The 22,086-nt window shown below is 56.4% G+C and carries 21 protein-coding genes; 6 read left to right on the top strand and 15 right to left on the bottom strand.

Translation table 11 applies throughout. The features are described from left to right. Window positions 1-295 precede the first annotated feature (295 nt). Window positions 296-808 (bottom strand): hypothetical protein, encoded by a 513-nt coding sequence (locus Q1A48_RS10080; RefSeq protein WP_299944309.1) that lies wholly within the window; start codon window positions 806-808, stop codon window positions 296-298. Between the two features lie 58 nt (window positions 809-866). Next, complete coding sequence (locus Q1A48_RS10085; protein ID WP_299944311.1) at window positions 867-1,214, bottom strand: Ig-like domain-containing protein; 348 nt, start codon at window positions 1,212-1,214, stop codon at window positions 867-869. A 198-nt stretch (window positions 1,215-1,412) separates the two neighbouring features. On the opposite strand from Q1A48_RS10085, the gene Q1A48_RS10090 reads away from it, so the two are divergent. Continuing rightward, window positions 1,413-1,976 (top strand): GspH/FimT family pseudopilin, encoded by a 564-nt coding sequence (locus Q1A48_RS10090; RefSeq protein WP_299944313.1) that lies wholly within the window; start codon window positions 1,413-1,415, stop codon window positions 1,974-1,976. On the opposite strand, the gene Q1A48_RS10095 is transcribed toward Q1A48_RS10090, so the two are convergent. From Q1A48_RS10095 to murJ, 12 genes are all read right to left on the bottom strand, one after another. After that, entirely contained in the window at window positions 1,977-2,417 is a 441-nt protein-coding gene (locus Q1A48_RS10095) for a type IV pilin protein (protein ID WP_299944315.1), read from the bottom strand. It abuts the gene before it with no gap. Between the two features lie 71 nt (window positions 2,418-2,488). Continuing rightward, entirely contained in the window at window positions 2,489-5,869 is a 3,381-nt protein-coding gene (locus tag Q1A48_RS10100) for a PilC/PilY family type IV pilus protein (protein WP_299944317.1), read from the bottom strand. A gap of 11 nt (window positions 5,870-5,880) precedes the next feature. After that, a complete protein-coding gene (locus Q1A48_RS10105) occupies window positions 5,881-6,420 on the bottom strand; it encodes a PilX N-terminal domain-containing pilus assembly protein (RefSeq protein WP_299944319.1) in 540 nt (179 codons plus the stop codon). Next, window positions 6,420-7,376 (bottom strand): PilW family protein, encoded by a 957-nt coding sequence (locus tag Q1A48_RS10110; RefSeq protein ID WP_299944321.1) that lies wholly within the window; start codon window positions 7,374-7,376, stop codon window positions 6,420-6,422. Before Q1A48_RS10110 ends, Q1A48_RS10105 begins: the two co-directional genes overlap by 1 nt. A 4-nt stretch (window positions 7,377-7,380) precedes the next feature. Further along, window positions 7,381-7,905 carry a type IV pilus modification protein PilV gene (gene pilV / locus Q1A48_RS10115; protein ID WP_299944323.1) on the bottom strand — a complete coding sequence of 175 codons (525 nt, stop codon included), beginning with the start codon at window positions 7,903-7,905 and terminating at the stop codon, window positions 7,381-7,383. After that, a complete protein-coding gene (locus tag Q1A48_RS10120; RefSeq protein WP_299944325.1) occupies window positions 7,898-8,440 on the bottom strand; it encodes a GspH/FimT family pseudopilin in 543 nt (180 codons plus the stop codon). Before Q1A48_RS10120 ends, pilV begins: the two co-directional genes overlap by 8 nt. Window positions 8,441-8,698: 258 nt before the next feature. Continuing rightward, a complete protein-coding gene (gene ispH / locus Q1A48_RS10125; RefSeq protein WP_299944327.1) occupies window positions 8,699-9,631 on the bottom strand; it encodes a 4-hydroxy-3-methylbut-2-enyl diphosphate reductase in 933 nt (310 codons plus the stop codon). A gap of 44 nt (window positions 9,632-9,675) precedes the next feature. After that, window positions 9,676-10,116, bottom strand: a complete 441-nt coding sequence (locus Q1A48_RS10130) for a peptidylprolyl isomerase (RefSeq protein ID WP_299944329.1) — start codon at window positions 10,114-10,116, stop codon at window positions 9,676-9,678. 6 nt (window positions 10,117-10,122) lie between these two features. Next, on the bottom strand, window positions 10,123-10,650 hold the full coding sequence (gene lspA / locus Q1A48_RS10135) for a signal peptidase II (protein WP_299944331.1): 528 nt from the start codon (window positions 10,648-10,650) through the stop codon (window positions 10,123-10,125). Further along, window positions 10,643-13,447 carry an isoleucine--tRNA ligase gene (gene ileS, locus Q1A48_RS10140; protein WP_299944333.1) on the bottom strand — a complete coding sequence of 935 codons (2,805 nt, stop codon included), beginning with the start codon at window positions 13,445-13,447 and terminating at the stop codon, window positions 10,643-10,645. The genes lspA and ileS overlap by 8 nt, the downstream gene beginning before the upstream one ends. Before the next feature lie 49 nt (window positions 13,448-13,496). After that, the gene (ribF, locus tag Q1A48_RS10145) at window positions 13,497-14,480 is read right to left on the bottom strand and encodes a bifunctional riboflavin kinase/FAD synthetase (RefSeq protein WP_299944335.1); all 984 of its coding nucleotides are present in this window, start codon (window positions 14,478-14,480) and stop codon (window positions 13,497-13,499) included. A 112-nt stretch (window positions 14,481-14,592) separates the two neighbouring features. Further along, complete coding sequence (murJ, locus tag Q1A48_RS10150) at window positions 14,593-16,203, bottom strand: murein biosynthesis integral membrane protein MurJ (protein ID WP_299944337.1); 1,611 nt, start codon at window positions 16,201-16,203, stop codon at window positions 14,593-14,595. A 165-nt stretch (window positions 16,204-16,368) separates the two neighbouring features. On the opposite strand from murJ, the gene Q1A48_RS10155 reads away from it, so the two are divergent. From Q1A48_RS10155 to rpsT, 5 genes are all read left to right on the top strand, one after another. Further along, window positions 16,369-16,506, top strand: a complete 138-nt coding sequence (locus tag Q1A48_RS10155; RefSeq protein ID WP_299944339.1) for a hypothetical protein — start codon at window positions 16,369-16,371, stop codon at window positions 16,504-16,506. Window positions 16,507-16,668: 162 nt separating this feature from the next. Then, window positions 16,669-17,355 carry an OmpA family protein gene (locus Q1A48_RS10160; protein ID WP_299944341.1) on the top strand — a complete coding sequence of 229 codons (687 nt, stop codon included), beginning with the start codon at window positions 16,669-16,671 and terminating at the stop codon, window positions 17,353-17,355. 194 nt (window positions 17,356-17,549) lie between these two features. Further along, window positions 17,550-18,239 carry a proteobacterial dedicated sortase system response regulator gene (pdsR, locus tag Q1A48_RS10165; protein ID WP_299944343.1) on the top strand — a complete coding sequence of 230 codons (690 nt, stop codon included), beginning with the start codon at window positions 17,550-17,552 and terminating at the stop codon, window positions 18,237-18,239. A 59-nt stretch (window positions 18,240-18,298) separates the two neighbouring features. After that, window positions 18,299-20,329 carry an ATP-binding protein gene (locus Q1A48_RS10170; protein WP_299944344.1) on the top strand — a complete coding sequence of 677 codons (2,031 nt, stop codon included), beginning with the start codon at window positions 18,299-18,301 and terminating at the stop codon, window positions 20,327-20,329. Window positions 20,330-20,469: 140 nt separating this feature from the next. Next, the gene (gene rpsT / locus Q1A48_RS10175) at window positions 20,470-20,736 is read left to right on the top strand and encodes a 30S ribosomal protein S20 (RefSeq protein WP_299944346.1); all 267 of its coding nucleotides are present in this window, start codon (window positions 20,470-20,472) and stop codon (window positions 20,734-20,736) included. A gap of 77 nt (window positions 20,737-20,813) precedes the next feature. Here the strand turns inward: rpsT and proB are convergent, their stop codons facing one another. Beyond that, the gene (gene proB, locus Q1A48_RS10180) at window positions 20,814-21,950 is read right to left on the bottom strand and encodes a glutamate 5-kinase (RefSeq protein WP_299944348.1); all 1,137 of its coding nucleotides are present in this window, start codon (window positions 21,948-21,950) and stop codon (window positions 20,814-20,816) included. Window positions 21,951-22,086: the final 136 nt, after the last annotated feature.

A 22,086-nucleotide genomic window follows, 5' to 3' on the forward strand; every position in this document is an offset into this window, starting at 1 on the left:
GCAAACCGGCCCACGCGCGCATCCCATTGGTAACACTGCAGCTTGCAGAGAGGTTGTTCCCGGTACAGTAGGCCCGGCACGCGGGAAAGCGCCGGGCAACCGGGCAACCGGGCAACCGGGCAACTATCAGCAGAGTACAAAAGCGCCCTTAACAGGCGCCGTATTATCGTCATGCCCCATACAGAAATCGGCGGCTGAGGCCAATCCGGGCTAAGGGGGGTGGTGCAGATGGGCACAGCCCGGATTGCCGGTGTTATCGGTTCGGGCGAGCCTTCAATTGCCCCCCCAGCGCCAGTCAAGGTAATGGGTACATACTCGAATGCAGCATTAAGGGTAAAGTAGGGTTCCGAGACAAACCAGGAGAAGGGCGGCGCGCCGAACCCCACCAACAAATTGGCATTGACAAAAGAGGCCGAGTCAAAGAAGGGGGAAGGCCACCAAAGGCGGCGAAACAATAGTCCAGCATGTCATCAAAATCGAGTTTGACAAACTCGACACCGCCTTCAATAGAGGTTTCCAGGGAGGCATAGGTTCCCGTAGCCTCGACCTGGGCACGTGTCGGTGCACAATAAAAAGTCTTCTTCACGAGATTGCCTTCCACATCCTCTTGCGTTCCCTGGTAAGAGGCAATATTACACAGGACAACGGCACTGGTCACTGTAACTGGCACCGTGTTACTGACAATGCCACCCTGGCTGGCAAAAACGCTGGTGCTGTCCACTTCCACCGCCACAACCTCACCCAGGTTATCCACCGTGGCGATTACGGTGTTGTCGCTGCTCCAGGCCACACTGGCAGTAGCTGCCATCGCTAAAATTACCCAGGGCGGTGAGCTGCTGGCTGTTGCCCTTGGACAGGCTTACCACCTATGGGGGCAACTCAATACTGGTTAGGACAACACCGCTCACGGTGATCGACGCTCGATTGCTGACAAAGCCATTCAAGCTGGCGAAGATACGGGTACTACCTGGGGCCACGGCCGTAACCTCACCGCTGTCATTGACGGCCACAACCGCGGCATCCTCACTTACACTATTGGTAATATTGGTGGTAGTGCCATCGCTGAAACTGCCTCGGGCAATATATTGCTGTGTATTACCCGGCACCAGAGACAGACTGCGCGCAGCGTTTTCTGCGGGAACTATTTGGATGGATACCAGGCTGAAGGTCTGATTATTATTGGATTCACAACCTGCCAGAATGGCGCTGAGCACAATAATTAAAAAAGACTTAAAGACATTTTCTTGAGTTCCGTTGCGCCAAATTAAAAAGATAAGGCGCCAAACCACTCCCTCGCAGTGAAAAATTGCATACAAAAGATGATAGAAACGCGTGTAGCGTAATTGTCTGTGATTGGCATTTGCTTTTCCAGCGTTATGCTGGGATCAACCCCAGCAAGAGGCGTTGACCTCATGAAAAGAATTGCGGGATTTACCCTTATAGAACTAATGCTCGGCCTAACAATACTGACAATCGTCACGATACTGGCCTTACCCTCCTTTACGGATTTTGTAAAACGTTACAAAAATAAGGCAAAACAATTCGAACTGTTTGAAATCCTGATATTAATGCGGTCCAAGGCTTACAGCGAAAACCGCAGCTATTCCCTATGCCCGAGCCAAGAGACCAGTTGCGCCAATAACTGGTCTGGTGGCGCGCTATTATTTACCGATGATGACAGAGACGGAACGCTAGATACGGGTGAAAAGGTTGAACGGCTATTCGCCCCTTTGGAAGATGGTGCCACACTGAGCTGGAATGCCTTTAACAATAAAGGCTACCTGATCTTCAATCCCGGTGGCACCACACCATCCCAGAGTGGTAACTTTTCTTATTGCCCCGCCAGTGGCGAGGCAAAGTACGGCTGGATTATTATTCTCAATGCCATTGGCCGGCCTTACTTCGCAAAAGACAAGGACGGGGATGGTATTGTTGAAAATGGCAGTGGAAAAAAACTGATTTGCCCGCAGACCTGATCAACAAGCGCTACTCCAACACATATCCTCTGGGGCAAACTTCTTGTCATTATCCCTATCCCAGGCTTTTGCCCCATTGGATCGCAGTTCCAGTATACCGTCTCCAACCTGGCTATTGATGGGGATGGCTCGGAGGCTGTAGCTGCTTTGAGTGAGATTGATAATACGCAGATTATATTTTTTACTACCTGCATCCAAGGGGGCCTGAGATGGAAATATTTTCGGTACATCATTATTGTCCGCAGTGCCCTGATAGGTTCCATTTTGGGTAAAGTGCCGCTCCATAGCCTGAGCCAGCCCCATCAACGCTCCCTGAGCATCCGCCCTGTTGGCCGTACGCACCTGATCTTGGTATGAGGGCCAGGCAATGCCCACCAGTATTCCGATAATTGCGATTACAATCATCAACTCTATTAGGCTAAAACCAAGTTGTTTTTTCATCGTTTTGGGTATTGATTGTATCCAGTTATTCCAGCCCGGCAGTATCGGGCCCCTACTTGTATCGACAACGCTCAAAAGGGGGTAATTTCCTCCCAGGATAACCTGCCTATACGCCCCCCACCAAAAGGTTTTACGTCCCGATTATTGGTATCTGCAGTACTTAAAGGAGTGATCTGCTTATCGCCAATAAACCCCGAGCCGTTCGGGATGCCGGTGTCAATATATTCCCCCACATATCCAGTGTCGCTCTTATTGATTTCGCCATCATTGTCTCCGTCAAAAACAGGGCGTTTGGGCGCCAGACCACCCCATACATCGACCGACATCAACCAGCCACTGCCACCAGCCGAGCAAACCTGGCCACTGGGAATCATGGTGTTGAAGAACAGGACATGCCCCAGCAAGGACGGCCGGGTAATTACACGCTCGCCACCATCACCAATGTCATTATTACCGTCCTGAAGGGATATATACCAGCCGGACTGATCCTCCCAGTCAACCTCCTCACCATCAAGCTTGCGACGGCGTTCACCTGTGGACAGAGTCTCCGGAGAAAGGGCCCGCTCAGCCAGACTATTTCTGGTCAACCCATAGACGCCGTTATCTGCCACTGCATAAAAGCCCCCCGCATCAGTGTCGGCGGTATCGGCAGCCACCAGATACTGACCAGTGCCGAAAGTGACCAGTAACCCGGGGGAGGCCGTTTTGTTCTGGTTTCGTGCCACCAGCGGCGCGGCTGTGATGGCCTCTCCAGTGACAGTAAACAGAGGTTTGGGGCTTTTTCTCCCCCCTACCACCGACCAAGAACCCGAACTCTCAGCAGAGACGTCAAACGCCCACATATTGCCCTGCAGGTCGCCGGCATAAATACGGTCAATAGTACCATCCAGATCAGCATCAATGATCGCCGGGGTAGACATGCCGTTCTTATTATCAGCACTCCCTCTTCCTGTGGAAAGGTAGACATATTTATTATTCAGAGAGTCAGATCCATCCAGATAGACAATGAATATACCGGCATCCCCGGTTGTGCTGTTATAGCCGTTACCAAAAATTGCCGCCCACTCACCATTCGGCATTCGGCCTATCTGAGGCCGACTGAAGGAATAACCCAGATTTTCATTATCTGAATCTGAAAATTCCCAAAGAACAATGTTTTCGGCGTTTTCCTGAGTAAAGGTCAAGGGATTGGTAACATTCAATGCAAAATATCCTTTACCACCGGAACGCAACCCCCCCACCAAAACTGTTTGCCATTGGCTATTAATATAGACATCGGAAACTGTTGGGGTACCATCCACATAAAATTTATGGTTGTAATATTGTGAGGTCAAAACATGCAGCCCCTCGTCATTGATGGTGCTCAACAACATTGAGGGTGAATAGGCAATCACCTCTTTCCCTGCATGTGAGGAATTGGCAATATCTAAATTGGCATTAAACCCGTGCAGGAAGCCATCATTTGCCCCCACATATACAACCGGTGTCCGCGTCTTGTAATCCTTTTTGAACTTTGCGTACTGCTTTGCTTCATCAAAAATTGCACTTGACCAGCTCGCATTCGGCGCCCCCACGTAAACCGGGGTGGAGTTTACAATATCCCCAAGGCGGCTGTCTCGCTCCCTGAAATCACCCTCCCCTTTTCCTTCACCGGTGCGATCTCCACGCAAAAAAGCAATCCGTTCGGAAATCCTGCCATCATTTTCTGATCTGGCAATATAGCTGTTCAGCGATAGATCCTTTGTGTGGCCATTTTCAGAGGCTCCCGCTCCCGCAGCCGTGAAAGGTACGCCCTTTCCTCCCGTATAAGTGAGCATGACCCTGGAGCCTGGGCTCGTGGAAGCATCCAGAATAGAACCCGCTTCCCATGAGGCCTCGGTCGCGATATTGCCGGAAGCATCAAGAGAAAATGCTGAAAGTTTTCCACTCCAATTTCCACTGTGAAACTGGGCAGCAAAAAGTGCAGAGCCCGTATCCAGAACAGTGGAGCTAAACGCAATAGACCCAGAGCTTCCGGTAATGGATTGCACATCCTTAAAAATCTGGTTAAAGGTGAGCTGCAGCTCTTCCGCATTATCTGCCGAGTAGACCTCGCCTGTTCCGCCCTTGCCCAGTGCTCCGGAGTTGGTCATCACATCAGTATTAGACAGTTCACGGTTGGCAAAACCAATCAGATAGCTGGTGATATTATTGATCTCCGCCTCTCCGTTAGGCTTGATCAAATCTGGGCGCAGGTCGATATCGTACAGAGCCCTTATCACGTCATCCATTTTGGCAGGCGTACAGCCGCCAGGATTTGATCTACACCCTTTTGCACTGCTGTCGAAACCCCGCAAAATGGGGCTCACTTCATTATCGTTGTGTGGAGAACCGTCAGTTAAAGCCACCATAAAACTCTTTTGGCAATAATATTGAATCGCACCATGTTTCACAGAAGCGTCCGGGGCGGTTACTCCATTCCAATCCAGCACGGGATGGTCAGATGAGGAACCGGTAAAAATAGTGCTTCCGCCGGCCTGCGCCTCTTCACCATTCTCGTTCTTATAGGTGAGAGAATTTGTTTCATGCCCCGCTATAAAGTAGCGCCCAACCCCCGCAAAGGTTTCCGCCAGTGGAGTACTACCTGAGGCACCAATTTGATCAATTTTATTTAAAATCTGGGATTTATTGTCACTTGAGAGGCTTGTCAGGCCCAACAGTAACTTACCACCATGGGCATCAGCATCTTCAAACTGCATTAATCCTATACGCACACCTTCCAGCTGTGAGACAAGGTCCTTTGCCGCCGTTTTCATAGCATCTGTACGGCGAATGTCCACTTTGGACCTGCGTGCTTTGCCCTGCTTGTCGAGGAATTTCGCCGCCTCGTACCCACCACGCTCCTTTTTCTGTGAAAAGAACCAGTTTAGGAAGTGCCCTGTTTGCTCAGTCTTCTTGAAGTCATTAGACCGTGACCCCACGTCATAAAAAGTATCGCTCTCACCCCCTGATCCGGCAAACAGCCAAGCTGTATATTTCTTTGTATCATTAAAACAACTGTCATTATTATTCCAGGTACGCCAGATGCCTTCAGTGTACGGCCAATCATTATCCACCTGCCTAAACTCTACACTGCCATCGCTTACTTTAACCCGATATTCAACCTCATCGTAATTTCCCCTCTGCCTTCTTCCCTGCCTATACCAAATATATGTTTTGTTTACAGGATATCTACAATCAAAACTGACCGGATCACGACTATTATACCCCTCTGCTGGCAATAGCAGTGTATTCATGGAACCGGATGAATCCAGTACAAACATAATATTGGGCTGTGCAGAACCGCGGGAGTACAAGGGCACATCAGACAATTCACCGGGAGCTGCAGAGACGCTGGCTGCAAGTGTGAAAAAAAAAGCGGCACCTAAAGGGCGCAATGCAAAATACTTTTGGATTGAACTTGATAACTTCATCGTCTCACCCCTTAAAATTCTTTTCCATACAGCGTGACAATAATGCGTTCAGTGCCGCCAGTTCCCACGCCGTGGCTGACAATTTTAAAGACTACCGTTTTTGGTGTTTTACCTTGAGGTTTTCCGGCACTCTGATCAACATTGTCCGCAGGATCATCATTCGCCGCCAGCCCAAACCGCTCGATATACATCCGTCCGGACATTTTTTTTCCATCGGCATCCAGCATGGGTACCTTTTTAGCTGTAGAGATAGAACTGTTATTTTCCCAGATTTGATCAGAAAATACATCGCCTGGCCCTTCGCCTTGCATATGCTGCCAGGAAACAGTACCAAACTGGGTAATCTGGGTGAGTTTTTCTATTTCCTCCTCTGCCAGACTGGTCATGGATTCGGCCACCTCCAAAGCAATCTTTGCATCGCGGGAGGCCGAGGTCATCCGCTCGCTCATCAGCACCCCACGCGCTCCGGAAATGCCGATCAGGGTCAAAACCAAAAGAATAATCAAGCTGACCATCAGCACCGCGCCCCGCTGCCCACTTATTGGTCTCATTACATACTCCCCCTGTTACGCACTTTGACAGTGGAAATATATAACTTGCGTAAATCGCCACTGGTTACCCTCAGGCGTAGTTTAACAGCGATCACCTGCGCCATTGTGGCCTCTTGCGCGCTTGCCGGCTGCCATTGGTTAATTACCCCGTTACCCGTCGTATCCAGACCATAAGACAACTGCATATCTTCAATACCGGGAACAAGCTCTTGAACCGGGTTGTTCCACCCCTTTACAAACAGCGAGTGACTTCCCGGAACCCCTCCCTCAGAAATAAAGTAGGTTTTTTGATAGGGACTTAAAATACTGGCATCTGCTCCATATTCCGCTTTGAGGCTGTCGCTTTTATTTTGAACCCAGCCTTCTCCCTTTTCCCCTGATTCATATTGTAACCTGCGTCCGCCCGTCGCTAGCTCATTTGTGCCAGTGACAGTAAAAACACTTCCCGACAGGCAATTGGTTGCCAGCACAATAGCGCCGGCTGCAACCGGGCAGTTCCCACTTACCACTACATCACCGCTATTTTGACCATCAAACGCTCTACCAGCACCACCACAGATATCCATGGCGCCACTAAGGATCAGTGTATCTGTCCCCGCTACAACCTCCCGATCGCCCACCTTGAAACCGCTGGCGACGTTATCACTACCCAATATACCGTTACTACCAATGTTATTCAGGAACCTGTCTGTGGTATCCAACAGAATTTCTAAAAATTTTTCCGACGCACCGGTGGCACACCCCCAGTAATCTGCCTGGCGAATCTCCCGGCTGAGCATATCTATGGCAAAGCGCCCACTCTCCTGCACTCGAGAAAACTCGTTTTGCGCTTTTAGGGTATCGCTGTTACTTTGGAAAATTTGTAATACGCCGAGCAGTAGTAAGGAACTCAGTAAAAGTCCAATCATCAATTCAATTAGCGAAAGGCCTCGCTGTACGGTAATAAGTGAACGCATAAAATTAAAGCTCCACACTCATGGTAAAAGTGGCATCATCCAAGCCGGTAGTATGGACACCAAAGTTCACCCCGGTATGCTGTTCCTTCCATGAAACTGTCACCGTAACTTTATTTAACTGGCGTGTGATAATTCCCTTGGCAGAGGGAAGGTTACTGGACAATAGTTGCCCCCACTCGTAGATATCCAGATTCGCCAACTGTGATGACGTACAGCTACTGCTGCAGTTAGGCACTGTGTCACCCGCATCCGCATCCGTACCCGTACCCGTATCCGCACCCGCACCCGCACCCGCACCCGCACCCGCACCATGAGAGCCATCATAATCTCCGGAACTGAAGCCACTGGGGTTGGCCCGCATACGCTCAATAATCTCTTGGGCCGCAAGGGCAGCCATGTAACGGTGGTGAGAACCGCTACTATTTTTCAAACTCATCATCTGTGTCGCAGCCAATCCAAGCAGGCCAACCGCCAGAACCAGAACAGAAACCAGAACTTCAATCAATGTTGCACCATTCTGTCTACGCACTGGTGGTTTCCTCGTCGCCGTTGCAAGAAATATCTTTGGCCAGCCTTAAGGCACCGGAAGCCAGAAGCTCCAACCGTCGGCCATAATTTCCCTTTCGATCATCACACAAACCAAGAACTAATGTCGCCCCCAGAGTGTTCTCTCCCCTGGCATTAAAGGAAAAGTCTATCTTTACAGCTGAGGCATCAGCCAGTTTCGCAGCCAGGGCGAGTTGCTTGGCATCAACTTCCAGAACACGCAGCTCAATATCACCGTCGTCCCCGTACGTATTATTGCCATTATCTATCCAGACTCTGAGACCATTGCCGATATCATCGTCAATCGCAGTCACTCTGACAGCTCCTGCCCGGCGAACCGCTTCAGAACGCGCATACTGCAGGGTGCTGTTAAGATCGTTTGTCATAACCGACATACGATTGTTATCGATCAAAGTGCCAAATGACGGAATACCCATAGCCACGACGATACCAAGCACTGTGACCACGACCATCAACTCAATGAGTGTGAAACCCTGTTTGCATAGGGTGTTATTCATACTGCTGTACCCTGAAAATCCAGGCAGATATTACACTGCCAACTTATTCAACTGGTTAATATACTGGGATAACCCTCTTAATCAGAATGCTTCAAAAGCTCTCTCTGCCGGTGCTTCCTGAGGTATATATACATATATATCAATTAATTGCTGGGATTAAAGCGAAAAGGTCGCGGGTTTGGCCAGATGCCGACAAGCGGCCATGATGAAACGACAGGCGGGTAGCGGAGCTTTACAATCGCGCGCGGAAGTCGCCTACTAGCGCAACGCCTTCGGCAGGGAAAAACGGATATTTTCCTCGCGCCCATGCATCTCTTGCGGCGCGTTGGCACCCAGCTGCTGCAGCCTGGTGATTACTGCCTGCACCAGCACTTCGGGGGCGGAGGCGCCGGCGGTGATCCCGATGGATTGCTTCCCCGCCAGCCAGTTGGCAACGATATCCCCGGCACCGTCGATCAGCTTGGCATCGGCACCGCAGCGCTGGGCCAGTTCCCGCAGGCGGTTGGAGTTGGAGCTGTTGGGGCTGCCCACCACCAGTACCAGGTCGCACTCCAGCGCCAGCTGTTTAACCGCGTCCTGGCGGTTCTGGGTGGCATAGCAGATATCGTCTTTGCGCGGCCCGCGAATATTGGGAAAACGCGCCCGCAGCGCATCGATCACCCGCAGGGTATCATCCATGGACAGCGTGGTCTGGGTGACATAAGCGAGATTATCCTCGTCCTTGACCTGCAACCTGGCCACGTCCCCCGCATCCTCCACCAGATAGATGGCACCGCCACCGGCGCTGTTGTACTGGCCCATGGTGCCCTCCACCTCCGGGTGCCCGGCATGGCCAATCAGTACACACTCCGTGTCGTCGCCGCTGAATTTGCTGACCTCAATATGCACCTTGGTAACCAGGGGGCAAGTGGCGTCGAAGACGCGCAGGCCGCGCCGGTCCGCCTCGCGCTGCACGGCCTTGGACACGCCGTGGGCACTGAAGATAACAATCACACCCTCGGGCACTTCCGACAGCTCGTCTACAAACACGGCGCCGCGCTTGCGCAGACTTTCCACCACGAACTTGTTGTGCACCACTTCATGTCGCACATAGATAGGCGCACCAAACACATCCAGGGCGCGGTTGACAATATCGATCGCGCGATCGACGCCGGCACAGAAACCGCGGGGATTGGCCAGTCGGATTTGCATCTTTATTGCTGTACTCCGGTTGCGCGTTATGGATAGATTCAATCCTATTGAATCGAATCCACTGCAATGATCTTGACGTGAAAGTTCAATGTCTGCCCGGCCAGGGGGTGGTTGAAATCGACGGTAACCTCGTCTTCGCCAACCGCGCGGATCACGCCGGGCAACTCGCCGCTTCCATTGTCAAAGGACACTACCAAACCCTCTTCCAGCACAATATCCGGAGAGAAGCTGTCGCGGCGCACTGTTTGCACATTGGCGGGATTGCGCTGGCCAAAGCCCAGCTCCGGGGGAATTTCAATTTCAGCCTCATCGCCGCTGGCAAGGCCGAACAGGGCCTTTTCAAATCCCGGCAGCAGGCTGCCATCGCCGACACTAAAGGCGGCGGGATCCCCTTTAAAGGTGGTATCCACCTCTGTGCCATCTTCCAGCTTCAGGCTGAAGTGCAGGGTGACACGGCTGTGCTCGCCGATAACGCCATTACTCATAACTGGTTAAACTTCCGCGTTATTTTTGGCTTTTCCACGGTCTTTTTCCGCAAAAAAGACCAGTTCAATGACCAGCATGGCCGCGCCGATACTGATACCCATATCCGCCACATTAAACACCGGAAAATGCCAGTTGCCGTAGTACACGGAAATAAAATCCCGCACATACCCCAGCAGGATACGATCCCAGAGGTTGCCGAGAGCTCCGCCCAGTATCAGTGCCAGGGCACAGGATTCCCAGCGCTTTACGGCGGGCAGGCGCCATAACCAGATACAGACGACAATACTGAAACCGAGCGCTATAGCGCCAAAAAACCAACGCTGCCAGCCACCGGCATCGGCGAGGAAACTGAAGGCGGCGCCGTAGTTTTCCGCATAGGTAAACTGCAACAGCCCCGGCACGATGTGTAGCACCGGACCCTGCATAAACCTGTCCACAGCCCACACCTTGGTGGCTACGTCAAGGACCACTAGCGCCAGCGCCAGCCAGTACCAGCGCCAGGGATGGCCCAGGAGAAAATTGGCATTAGGCATAGTGCCTCACCTCGCCTTCGCCCACCAGGTTCTCTACACAGCGCGCACAGATATCCGCGTATGTGCTGTTTTCCCCCACATCCGCGCGGTAGTGCCAGCAGCGTGCACACTTGGGATGATCCACTTTAAGCACGCTCACCTTGAGGCCCGCCATCTCGGTGGCCTCAGCGCCGGCGGCATCGCTGAGCGGCTGTACGGAAGTGGAGGAGCAGATCAATACAAAGCGCAGCTCCTCTTCCAGCGCCAGCAGTTGTTCGCGCAGTTCATCACTGGCAAACAGGGTCACGGCGGCCTGCAATGAACCGCCAATCACACCCGCCGTGCGCTGCGCCTCCAATACCTTGTTGACCGCAGTTTTCACTGCGGCAATGGCTGTCCAGTAGTCCGGACCCATCTCGTCCCCCGCCGGTAGCCTGGGCAGCGGATACCACTCTTCGAGGAATACACTGTCCGATTTGGCCCCGGGAATAAACTGCCACAGTTCTTCTGCTGTAAAACTCAGAATAGGCGCAATCCAGCGTACAAAGGCCTGCACAATATGATACAGGGCCGTCTGCGCCGAGCGGCGTGCAGCGCTGTCCGCTCGGGTGGTGTACTGACGATCCTTGATGATATCCAGGTAAAAACCCCCCATTTCCACCACACAGAAGTTGTGCAATTTTTGGTAGATCTGGTGGAACTGGTAGTTGTCATAGGCGGCCAGAACCTCATCCTGCAGACGCGCGGCCTTGTCCAGTGCCCAGCGATCCAGCGCCAACAGCGCGTCTTCAGGCAGCAAGTCCCTATCCGGGTCAAAACCCGTCAGGTTGGACAGAAAAAAGCGCGCCGTGTTGCGCAGGCGGCGATAGGAGTCCGCTGTGCGCTTGAGAATCTCCTCACTGACCGCCATCTCACCGTTGAAATCGGTCGCCGACACCCACAGACGCAACACATCCGCACCGAGTTTGTTAATCACATCCAAAGGGGCGACGGTGTTGCCGATCGATTTCGACATTTTGCGGCCCTCGGCATCCACGGTAAAGCCGTGGGTCAGCACCTGTCGGTAGGGGGCACAATGATTGAGGGCAATGGACGTCTTCAAGGAGGACTGGAACCAGCCTCGGTGCTGGTCGGACCCCTCCAGGTACAGATCCGCGGGGAAGCGCAGGTCTTCGCGGCGCTCGAGCACCGCGTAGTGAGTCACACCGGCGTCAAACCAGACATCCAGGGTATCGGTCACCTTTTCGTACTGGTCCGCCTCGTCACCGAGAAATTCGCGTGGATCCAGTTCGAACCACACGTCCATGCCCTGGGCGTCGACCCGATCGGCCACTTGATCCATCAGCACCGGGGTGTCCGGGTGGATTTCGCGGGTTTCCTTGTGCATGAATAGGGCGATGGGTACGCCCCAGGTACGCTGACGCGAAATGCACCAATCCGGACTGTCGTCCAGCATAGCGTCAATACGGGCTTTACCCCAGCCGGGAACCCACTGCACCTGATCGGCCGCTTTCTCGGCCTGCTCAAGCAGATCGCTCTGCTGCATGCTGATAAACCACTGGGGGGTCGCGCGGTAAATCAGTGGCGTCTTGGTGCGCCAACAATGCGGATAACTGTGCTCCAGCTTGCCCCGGTGCAACAGTCGTCCGCGCGCTTGCAGCAGGTCGACAATCCTGTCGTCCACCTTGTACACATGCTCGCCGGCAAACAGTGGCACCCCATCCCGGTATACCCCGTGGTCGTCGATGTAGTTGAGGGTGTCGATACCGTAGCGCCTGCCCACCTGGAAGTCGTCCGGGCCGTGATCCGGGGCCGTGTGTACACAACCGGTACCGGCCTCTGTGGTGACGTGATCACCAAGGACGATCGGCAGCAGCTTGTCGTAAAAGGGGTGGTGGACTTTCAGGTGCTCCAGCGCAGCACCGCGGATATGCCCGACCACTTCACCGGCAAGACCCACACGGGCCAAAACGGCCTCTTTCAGCGCTTCGGCCACCAGCAGACGGCCCTCGCCGGTCTGCACGACCACATACTCCAGTTCGGCATTGACGGAAACCGCCTGGCTCGCAGGCAGGGTCCAGGGGGTTGTGGTCCAGATCACGACCGACAGGGGGCCGTCCCCCGCATGGCCGCCGGCGGCATCGGCAATGGCCAATGCGGTCTTTTCGGTGACCGGATAGCAGACATCAATGGAGTAGGAGACTTTATCCAGATACTCGACCTCCGCTTCCGCCAGGGCAGAAGCGCCCACCACACTCCAGTACACCGGTTTGAACCCGCGCGCCAGGTGGCCATTTTTTACCACGCGCCCGAGCGCGCGGATAATGTCCCCCTCAAACTGGTAATCCATGGTGCGGTAGGGGTGCTCCCAATCACCGAGCACCCCCAGGCGCTTGAAATCCTTCTTCTGTCCCTCTACTTGCCTGGCGGCATAATCGCGGCATTTCTGGCGGAAGGTTTTGGTGTCCACCTTGGTGCCGGCCTTGCCGATCTTCTTCTCCACCCGGTGCTCGATGGGCAGGCCGTGGCAGTCCCAACCGGGCACGTAAGGCGCATCGAAGCCACTCAGGGTTTTCGACTTGACGATGATATCCTTGAGGATCTTGTTGAGAGCATGGCCAATGTGAATATCGCCATTGGCGTAGGGCGGACCATCGTGCAGGATAAACTGCTCGCGCCCGGCACGGGCTGTGCGGATTTTTTCGTAGAGCTTTGTTTCCTGCCATTGCGTCAATATCGTCGGCTCGCGCTGCGGCAGATTGCCGCGCATGGGGAAATCGGTCTCGGGCAGGTTAAGCGTTGCTTTATAATCAGTCATTGGCGGTCTACTTCGGCTCTAATAGCAATAGAATGCGTGTCTTTTCAATTTATTCGCGGCGATGCGCGTTCAGCGCAAGCCAGTGTTTGGCCTCTTCAATATCCCGGGCGATACGAGCTTTGAGGATATCCAGTGAAGCAAATTTTTCCTCGTCGCGCAGTTTGTGACAAAACGCCACTGTCAACTCACGCCCGTACAAATCGCCACTGAAATCAAATAGATTGACTTCCAGTAATGGCCGCGCATCCGCCCCTTCAACGGTCGGGCGAAATCCCACATTGGCCACCCCGTCTACCTCATTGCACCCGGCGACAAGCGCTCTGCCATCGGTCGCGGTAGTGCGCACGATGTACACGCCCACCAGCGGAGAGCGGTAGCGGTGCAGGCGCACATTGGCCGTGGGTGCGCCCAATTGGCGACCCAGAGAGCGGCCGGGCACGACCCTGCCGGTAATCCGGTAGGGGTGCCCGAGCAAAGTCTGCGCCAATTCGAAATCCCCTTGCTGCAGCGCCTCGCGAATACGGGTGCTGCTGACCCGCGCGCCGCGGACTTGCAGTGTTGTCGTGTCCTCTACCGTAAAACCGCTCTGTGCCCCCATTGTTTGCAGCAGGCGGTAATCGCCGCTGCGATCACAGCCAAAGCGGAAATCATCGCCCACCACCAGGTGGCGAATACCCAGTCCCTGCAACAATACGCGGCGAACAAACGCTTCGGCGCTGAGGCTGCGCAGAGTTTCGTTGAACTGCAGGCACAACACCCGCTCGACACCGGCATCGAACAGCGCCTGCACTTTTTCTTTGAAACGCATCAGGCGCGCGGGGGCTTTCTCCACGGAAAGGAACTCGTGGGGCTGGGGCTCAAAAATAATCGCCACTGAAGGCAGGCCCCGCGCCTGCGCACGCTGATTCAGTTGCGCAATCATCGCCCGATGGCCCAGGTGCACACCATCGAACGAGCCGATCGTTGCCACGCTCCCCCAATGGCGGGGGCGCAGGTTGTGCAACCCGCGAATTAGTTCGCGCTCCCGGGCCAAAGCGACCTTCCCATGCTGATTAAATCGAGCCGCACAGTATAGCGGATTTCAACGGGGCGGCCAGTGGCCGCTGACTCCGCGTGATCCATGCCCCAGCACACCACCCGCGACACTAACTGGTCGCACGGAAATGCCCAGGGCGCAGACCCGACGCGAACAGGACCGCAACATAAGTCAGCCCGCCAGCGGCGACTACCAGACTCATACGCCAGGCCCGGCCAAACCAGGACCAATCGCCCCACGCAGACCAGAAATACAATGCGCCGAGCAATACCCCCACCATCGTGAGGTTCGCCAGCAACAGGCGCAGCAGATAAACCCGCCAGCCCGCCTCTGGCTTGTAGACATCATCCCTGCGCAAGCCACGGTACAACAACCAGGCGTTGATCCCGGCCTGGCAGGCAGTGGCTAGGGCCAGGCCCATATGACCGAGCTTGAAAAAGTGGTCGAGGGGAATAACGAACAGCAGGCTCAACACCATCTTGGCGGAAATCGCGATCAGCCCAAAACGCACCGGCGTATAGGTATCCTGCCGGGAGAAATAACCCGGCGCCAGCACTTTAATCAGCATAAAGGCCAGCAGGCCCAGGGCGTAGGCGCGCAGGGACCAGGCGGCCATCTGCATATCCCTCGGTTCCATGCGTCCGTACTGAAACAGGGTGGTGAGCAGGGGTTCGGCCAGCACGATCAGGGCCACAGCTGCGGGCAGCGAGATCAAGGTGACACTGCGCAGGGCCCAGTCGAGTGTATGGCGGAAGCGGCGCGGGTCGCCGTCGTTATGCTGGCGAGAGAGGCTCGGCAGTATCACGGTGGCCACCGCAACCCCGAATACCCCCAGGGGCAGCTCGGTCAGGCGGTCCGAGAAATACAGCCAGGATACGCTGCCACTGGGCAGAAAGGAGGCCAGCAGTGTATCCAGCACCAGACTGATCTGAGTGACGGAAACCCCGAAAAGTGCCGGCCCCATCAACCGCAGTATCTTGCGCACACCGGGATCACTCCAGTCCCACCTGGGCCGCGGCAGTAACCCCTCCCGGGCGAGGAAGGGCAACTGGAACAGCAGTTGCGCCACACCGGCTGCCAGGACCCCCCAGGCCAGCGCCATGATGGGTGGATCAAACCAGGTGCTGGCCACTGTCGCGGCCGCTATCAGCATCAGGTTGAGCAGCACCGGCGTCAGTGCGGGAATGGCAAAACGGTCGAAACTGTTGAGCGTGGCACCTGTAAAGCCCGCAAGGGAAATCAACATCAGGTAGGGAAAAGTAATTCGCAGCATATCCGCGGCAAGATCGAACTTCTCCCGCTCACCGCCGTCCCACCACCAGCCGAAAGCAAAAATACCCGCCACAACCGGAGCGCATATCACACCCAGCAGGGTAATCAGCAGCAGTACACCGCCGAGGGCACCGGCGACGCAGTCATTCAACGCCCGGGCTGCGGCCACGCCGCCCTTCTGGCGGTATTCCGACAGCACCGGCACAAACGCCTGGGCAAAGGCGCCCTCGGCAAACAACCGGCGAAAGAAATTGGGAATTTTAAACGCGACAAAAAAGGCATCGGCGTAATCTCCGGCCCCGGCAAAGCGGGCCAGGGCTATATCCCGCGCCAATCCGGCAACCCGTGACAACAGGGTCGCAGCGCCCACGACAGAACTGCTGCGCAGCAACCTGGAAGCACCGGATCTCTCAAGGGGTTGTTCCCGAACTGAGGATGGCTGAGGCAAAACATCGGCTCCTGGGGATAGGTGAAGTTTGTTGGCCGGCCAGTCTACCGTAATTTATCTGATTACAGGGCGGCACAGGGGCGCTGCGACGGGAGACTCGCGAGCCTATAATAGTTACGAGCTGGTCACGCGTCCCATGGAAGCGGCGGCGCTGGGAGATAAAGGATGACCATCAACGCTTTGATTATTGCTCTGGCACTGGCGATCGTACTCTACATTGCGGTGATGCGCGGGCCCCGTCCCCGGCGCATCCGTGTCAACGTAGAAGCACCGCGCGACCAGCGCTACCGCCGCCTCCAATAAGTGGGCGGCCGCGCCCGGTTGCCACATTTCGTCACAATTGCGCTGTAGTTTGCCACTACGGTGCCACGCCAGTGCCTCCTTGCGGCTTTTTAATACCACTCAAGCGGGCCGGTTACACAGCTGGTCCAAAAGAGCCAAAGAAAGCCTCCAAGGAGCAGAACAATGAAAAATGCATTGATGGTCGCCACCCTGAGTTCCCTGATTGCCGCCGGCGCCCAGGCACAGGAACACCGTGCATCAAAACTGACACCGGCCAAACAGGCCACGGTTTTTACCAGTGCCGCCGTCGCCGGTGCAGCGATGGGCGGGCCGGTCGGGTTTATCGCCGGAGCGCTCGGTGGCGCTTGGCTCGGCGAACAGATCAAGCAAGCGGAAGAGACAGATATGCTGGCAACACAATTAACCGAGAGCCATGCGGAGCTCAACAACCTGGCTCAACAACTGGATGCAGCCCGACTGTCCGCAAACAATGCCGGCCAACTGGCACTGGACTCCCTGCAATTCCAGCTGCTGTTTACCACCGGAGAAGATGAAATTCAGGAAGGGCAACGGCAACAACTGAGTGCCATGGCCGACTTTCTCAAGCGCCACCCACACCTGCAGATCCATCTGGAGGGACACGCCGATCCGCGCGGTAGCGATGGATACAACAATGTGCTGTCGGACCAACGCGCCCTGAGTGTTGAGCAGGCGCTGGTATCCCTGGGTATCGACCCAGTGCGTATCAGCCGCCGCGCGATGGGCGCCACTTACTCCCAGGCGCCCCGCGGTGATGTGGATGCCTACGCGATGGAGCGCCGGGTGGAGATTCGTTTTTCTCTGCCGGAATCCACCGCCGGACGTTTCTAACCGGCTGTTGAAAGGCAGGTTGTCAACAACCTGCAATACAAGCCCGGTGGTAATGGCGGATCGCAAATCCGCTTGGCCCCGCCCCCGCGAAAATACCCTGCTGTACCTGTGGGCGCTTTGCGCCCGCCTTTTTGCTATTTATTAGCGCTTTCGTGCATGATTCCCCGCATAAAGTAAAAAAGCCGGAATCTGTCATGAGTGCAACTATTGCCATTGTCGAAGACGAGCACGCGATCGCCGCAAACTATCGCGATGCCCTGCGCCGCAACGGTTATCGCGTCGACCTGTACAGCGCGAGAATCGAGGCCATGGCAGCCTTCCGACAGCGCCTGCCGGACCTGGCGGTTATCGATGTGGGCCTGGGCAGCGAAGTGGAAGGCGGCTTTGAGCTGTGTCGGGAGTTGCGCGCCATAGCACCCAGCCTGCCCATTCTATTTCTCACCGCCCGGGATTCCGAGCTGGACATTATCTCCGGTTTACGCCTCGGTGCCGACGACTACCTGACCAAGGATATTTCCCTGCCCCATATGCAGGCACGTATCAATGCCCTGTTGCGTCGGGTGGATGTTCTGCGCAACCAGGGCGGGGATAGCGAGACCCTGACCCAGGACAAACTCGAACTGGATATATCAAAACTGCACTGCCACTGGGGCGGGCAGCCAGTGGACCTCACTGTCACTGAATTCTGGATAGTCCACGCGCTGGCCAAGCGGCCGGGCCATGTAAAATCCCGCAGCCAGTTGATGGAAGCCGCCCAGGTTGTTCTGGATGACAATACCATCACTTCACATGTAAAACGCATCCGCCGCAAATTCCAGGCGCTGGATGGCCAATTCAACGCGATAGGGACAGCCTACGGCATGGGCTATCGCTGGCAGCTGTAACGCTTTTTCCCCTTTGCGGCGGCGCCCACCCGGCGCCAGAACCTCCACGAGCACTACCGATGAAGCTACGCCGCCAACTTCTGCTTGTCAGCCTCGTTGCCCTGGCCCTGCCCTGGGCCGGCTGCCAGTACCTGCGCCAGGTGGATGCAGCCCTCGCCCAGGGGCAGTTGCAGGCACTGGAGGCCACCGCGGCAGCCGTCGCCGCACGGCTCGCCAGTGCACCGCAGCTCATCGCCCCGAATCCACTGCGCCACGCCCGTCCCCCGGGTGCCCAACTCTACCTCAACCCCCTGCCCCAAGCGCCCACCGTAGATGGCTACGGAGACGAGTGGCGCTCTCTGGCACTGAAACCCAGGGCATTGCTCGACGTACAGCGCTCACCACTGGCGCAGGTCACCCTGGGGCAATTTGGCCAGCGTGTGTTTCTTCTGCTGACCGTCAGCGACCGCACACCAGCCTATAACGATCCCCGCACCGGCCTGCTCTCCGCAGGGGATACCGTCGAGCTGTATACCCACAGACAGCACTACACGCTGCCCGTGGCGAGCCAGGGCGCGGCCAGCGCCCTCTGGCACGATCCCAGGGCCGGCCGCTACGAGCGCGAGCTGCGCCTGCACGGACGCTGGACCAGATCCCCCACCGGTTACCAGTTGGAGCTGGCCCTGCCCTATGCACTGACAGGTGGCGCCCTGTCGATTCAGGTCCGGGATCGCGCCCGCAGCGATGGCGGCGCGCCGGTTCACACAGCCAGCACACTGCCCGCAGACGGGCTGCCAGGTCACCTGGTAGGCCCTCTGCCGGATTTGCACTCAGAGCTGGGGCACTTCGTCCGCCCCGGCCTGCGTTTGGCGGTAGTGGACAGCGAGGGCTTCCTGCTCGCCAGCCATGGGCAGTTGCAAACCAACGACAGCGGCGGGCAGCCAACGCCCTGGCTACGCAACTGGATTTACCGCAAACTACTGGCAAAGGGAGATCTGCCCCCTTTAGCAGACAGCGGTCTGCCACCGGGTGCCGGTGTGGATCGCAGTCCCTGGCGGCAGTGGTTTGGTGGCCCCCTGCAGTCCCGCATCGGCGCCGTCAGCGTGCCGGTGATCACCCGCGCCGACGACGTGGTCGAAAGACCACTGCTGGGGCGGGTATTGGTACTCCAGTCCGGCGCTGCCATGCAGTCTGTGACAGAAGGGGCGGCCCACCGCCTGTGGCTGATCAGTTGTGCCGCCGCTGCCACAGCCCTGCTGTTTTTACTGGCCTATGCCAGTTGGCTGTCCTGGCGTATTCGCAAACTGCATCGCGCAGCCCGCACCGCTGTGGATGCCAGCGGCAAACTACGTGGCGATTTCCCCGTGTCCCGCGCCGGTGATGAGCTGGGTGCCCTGAACCGCACATTTGCCAGCCTGTTGAGCGAACTGGATCAATACCACCAGTACCTGCGCACCCTGGCCGGCAAGCTGTCCCACGAACTGCGCACGCCCCTGGCCATTGTGCGCTCTTCCCTGGATAACCTGTCTGAGGGAAACCTGGACGAAAACAGCCGCCGCTATGCCGAGCGCGCAATGGACGGCAGTGCGCGCCTGTCGGGGATTCTCAACAGCCTCTCCGCAGCCAGCAATCTGGAAGCCAGTATCCACCAGGCCGAGCGGGAACGTTTCGATTTGGCGGATTTCCTCAAGGTGATGGTGCAGTGCTACAGCGACGCCCACCCCAGCTTTCATTTTCGCCTGGGCATCTCCCCCGGCGAACTGATCTGTCACGGCGCACCGGAACTGCTGGCACAGTTACTCGATAAATTGGTGGACAACGCCTGCAGTTTTGCCCCCGAAGGCAGTGAAATACAGCTCTCTGCGCACACCGGGCGGGAGGGCTACACCCTGGCTGTCAGTAATAACGGCCCATTGCTGCCCGGTGGCTCTGTGCGCAAACTGTTCGACTCCCTCATTTCGGTGCGCAAGAGCGGCGACAACACCAGTCACCTGGGCCTGGGGCTGCATATAGCCAAGCTGATCGCAGACTTTCACCGCGGCAGGTTGAGCGCCTGTAACCGCGCCGATGGCAGCGGCGTGGTGTTCCGCCTGGAACTGCCGGCCCGGTGACCGGTGGCGGGGCCCTTCCCACCCACCGGGATGCGCCCAACTATGGTTGACAAACAACCAACTGTGGGGATAATGTCGCGTCCCGATCGGGCCCCAGGGCCTGTTAGTTACAGATTCAGGATTCCAGACAGGAGCAACCGGTGGCCAACTCACCTCAAGCGAAGAAACGCGCGCGCCAGAACGACAAGCGCCGCATGCACAACGCCAGTCTGCGCTCCATGGTGCGCACCTACATCAAGAAGGTAGTTGCAGCCATCGATGCGGGCGATGCCGAAAAAGCAAAAACTGCCTATGCTGAAGCGGTTCCCGTGATCGACCGCATGGCGGATAAAGGCATTATTCACAAGAATAAAGCCTCGCGTCACAAGAGCCGCCTGAACGCCCAGGTGAAAGCGCTGGCTGCCTGATCTCACCGGCAGCAGACCCCAAAAGCCCCGCAGTGCGGGGCTTTTTTATATCCATTGCCGCAAAACCGGCATTGGCATCAGAGCAGAATCAGGTTGTCGCGATGGATCAGTTCGTCATCGTCGCGGTAACCGAGCAAGTCGATAAATTTTTCCGAGGGCTGCCCCACAATCCTGAGGCTCTCACTGCTGTCATAATTCACCAAGCCCCGGGCGACCTCCCGACCCGCAGTATTACGGCAGGAAACCAGATCTCCGCGCCGAAAGCGGCCCTCGATGCCGGTGACCCCCACTGCCAGCAGGCTCCTGCCCCTCTCCAGCAGGGCCCTTTCTGCCCCCTTGTCCAGCACCACACCACCGCGCACCTGCAACTGGCCGGCAAGCCAGCGTTTGCGCGCCGTGAGCGGGTCCGCCTCGGGCAGCAGCAGGGTACCGAGTCTCTCCCCTGCGCAAACACGCGTTATCACTGCCTCCCTGGCACCGCCGGCAATCACCGTACAGGCGCCGGAGCGCGCGGCCAGTTGCGCGGCCCGCACCTTGGTGGCCATACCGCCGCGCCCCAGGCCACTACGGGATTCACCCGCCACCTGCAATAATCGGGGGTCCAGCGCGGAAGCTTCACCAATCAACTCCGCACGGGGATTTTCGCGGGGATCTTCGCTAAAGAGACCGTCCGCATCCGTCATAATCAGCAGGGCATCCGCCTCTACCAGATTGGCAACCAGCGCCGCCAGGGTGTCGTTATCGCCAAAGCGGATTTCATCAGTCACCACGGTGTCATTTTCATTGACGATGGGCACGGCCCCCAAAGACAGGAGGGTTCGCAGGGTACTGCGCGCATTGAGATAACGGGTGCGATTGGAGAGATCGTCGTGATCCAACAGGATCTGTGCGCTGGGAATATCGAAACCACCGAACGCCTGCTCATAAACCTGTACCAGGTGGCTCTGCCCCACAGCGGCGGCAGCCTGCAACTGGTGCACGGATTCCGGCCTGCGGCGCCAGCCCAGCCGATCCATACCGGCAGCAACGGCACCGGAGGAAACCAGCACCACCTCTATTCCACGCTCGCGCAGAGCCGCCAACTGCGCAACCCAGGCCGAGATCGCCGGGCGATGCACGCCGCGCCCGCCGTCGGTTAACAGGGTGCTGCCGATCTTTATTACCCAGCGCCGCCCCCTGCAGAGTCTCTGCCGTGATTCTGATATGGAGTCCATGCTTCTCTCCGGGGCTTTGGCCTTGCAAGACCATCCAAGGCCAAATTCAGGGACTGCGTCCTAGGGGCTGTTCCCGTTTGGATGTAGCCTATTGATTTGTAAGAGCAAGCTCGCATTGTTGAGGTTCTAACACAAC

The organism is uncultured Microbulbifer sp., from assembly GCF_947489355.1.
GTDB lineage: Bacteria > Pseudomonadota > Gammaproteobacteria > Pseudomonadales > Cellvibrionaceae > Microbulbifer.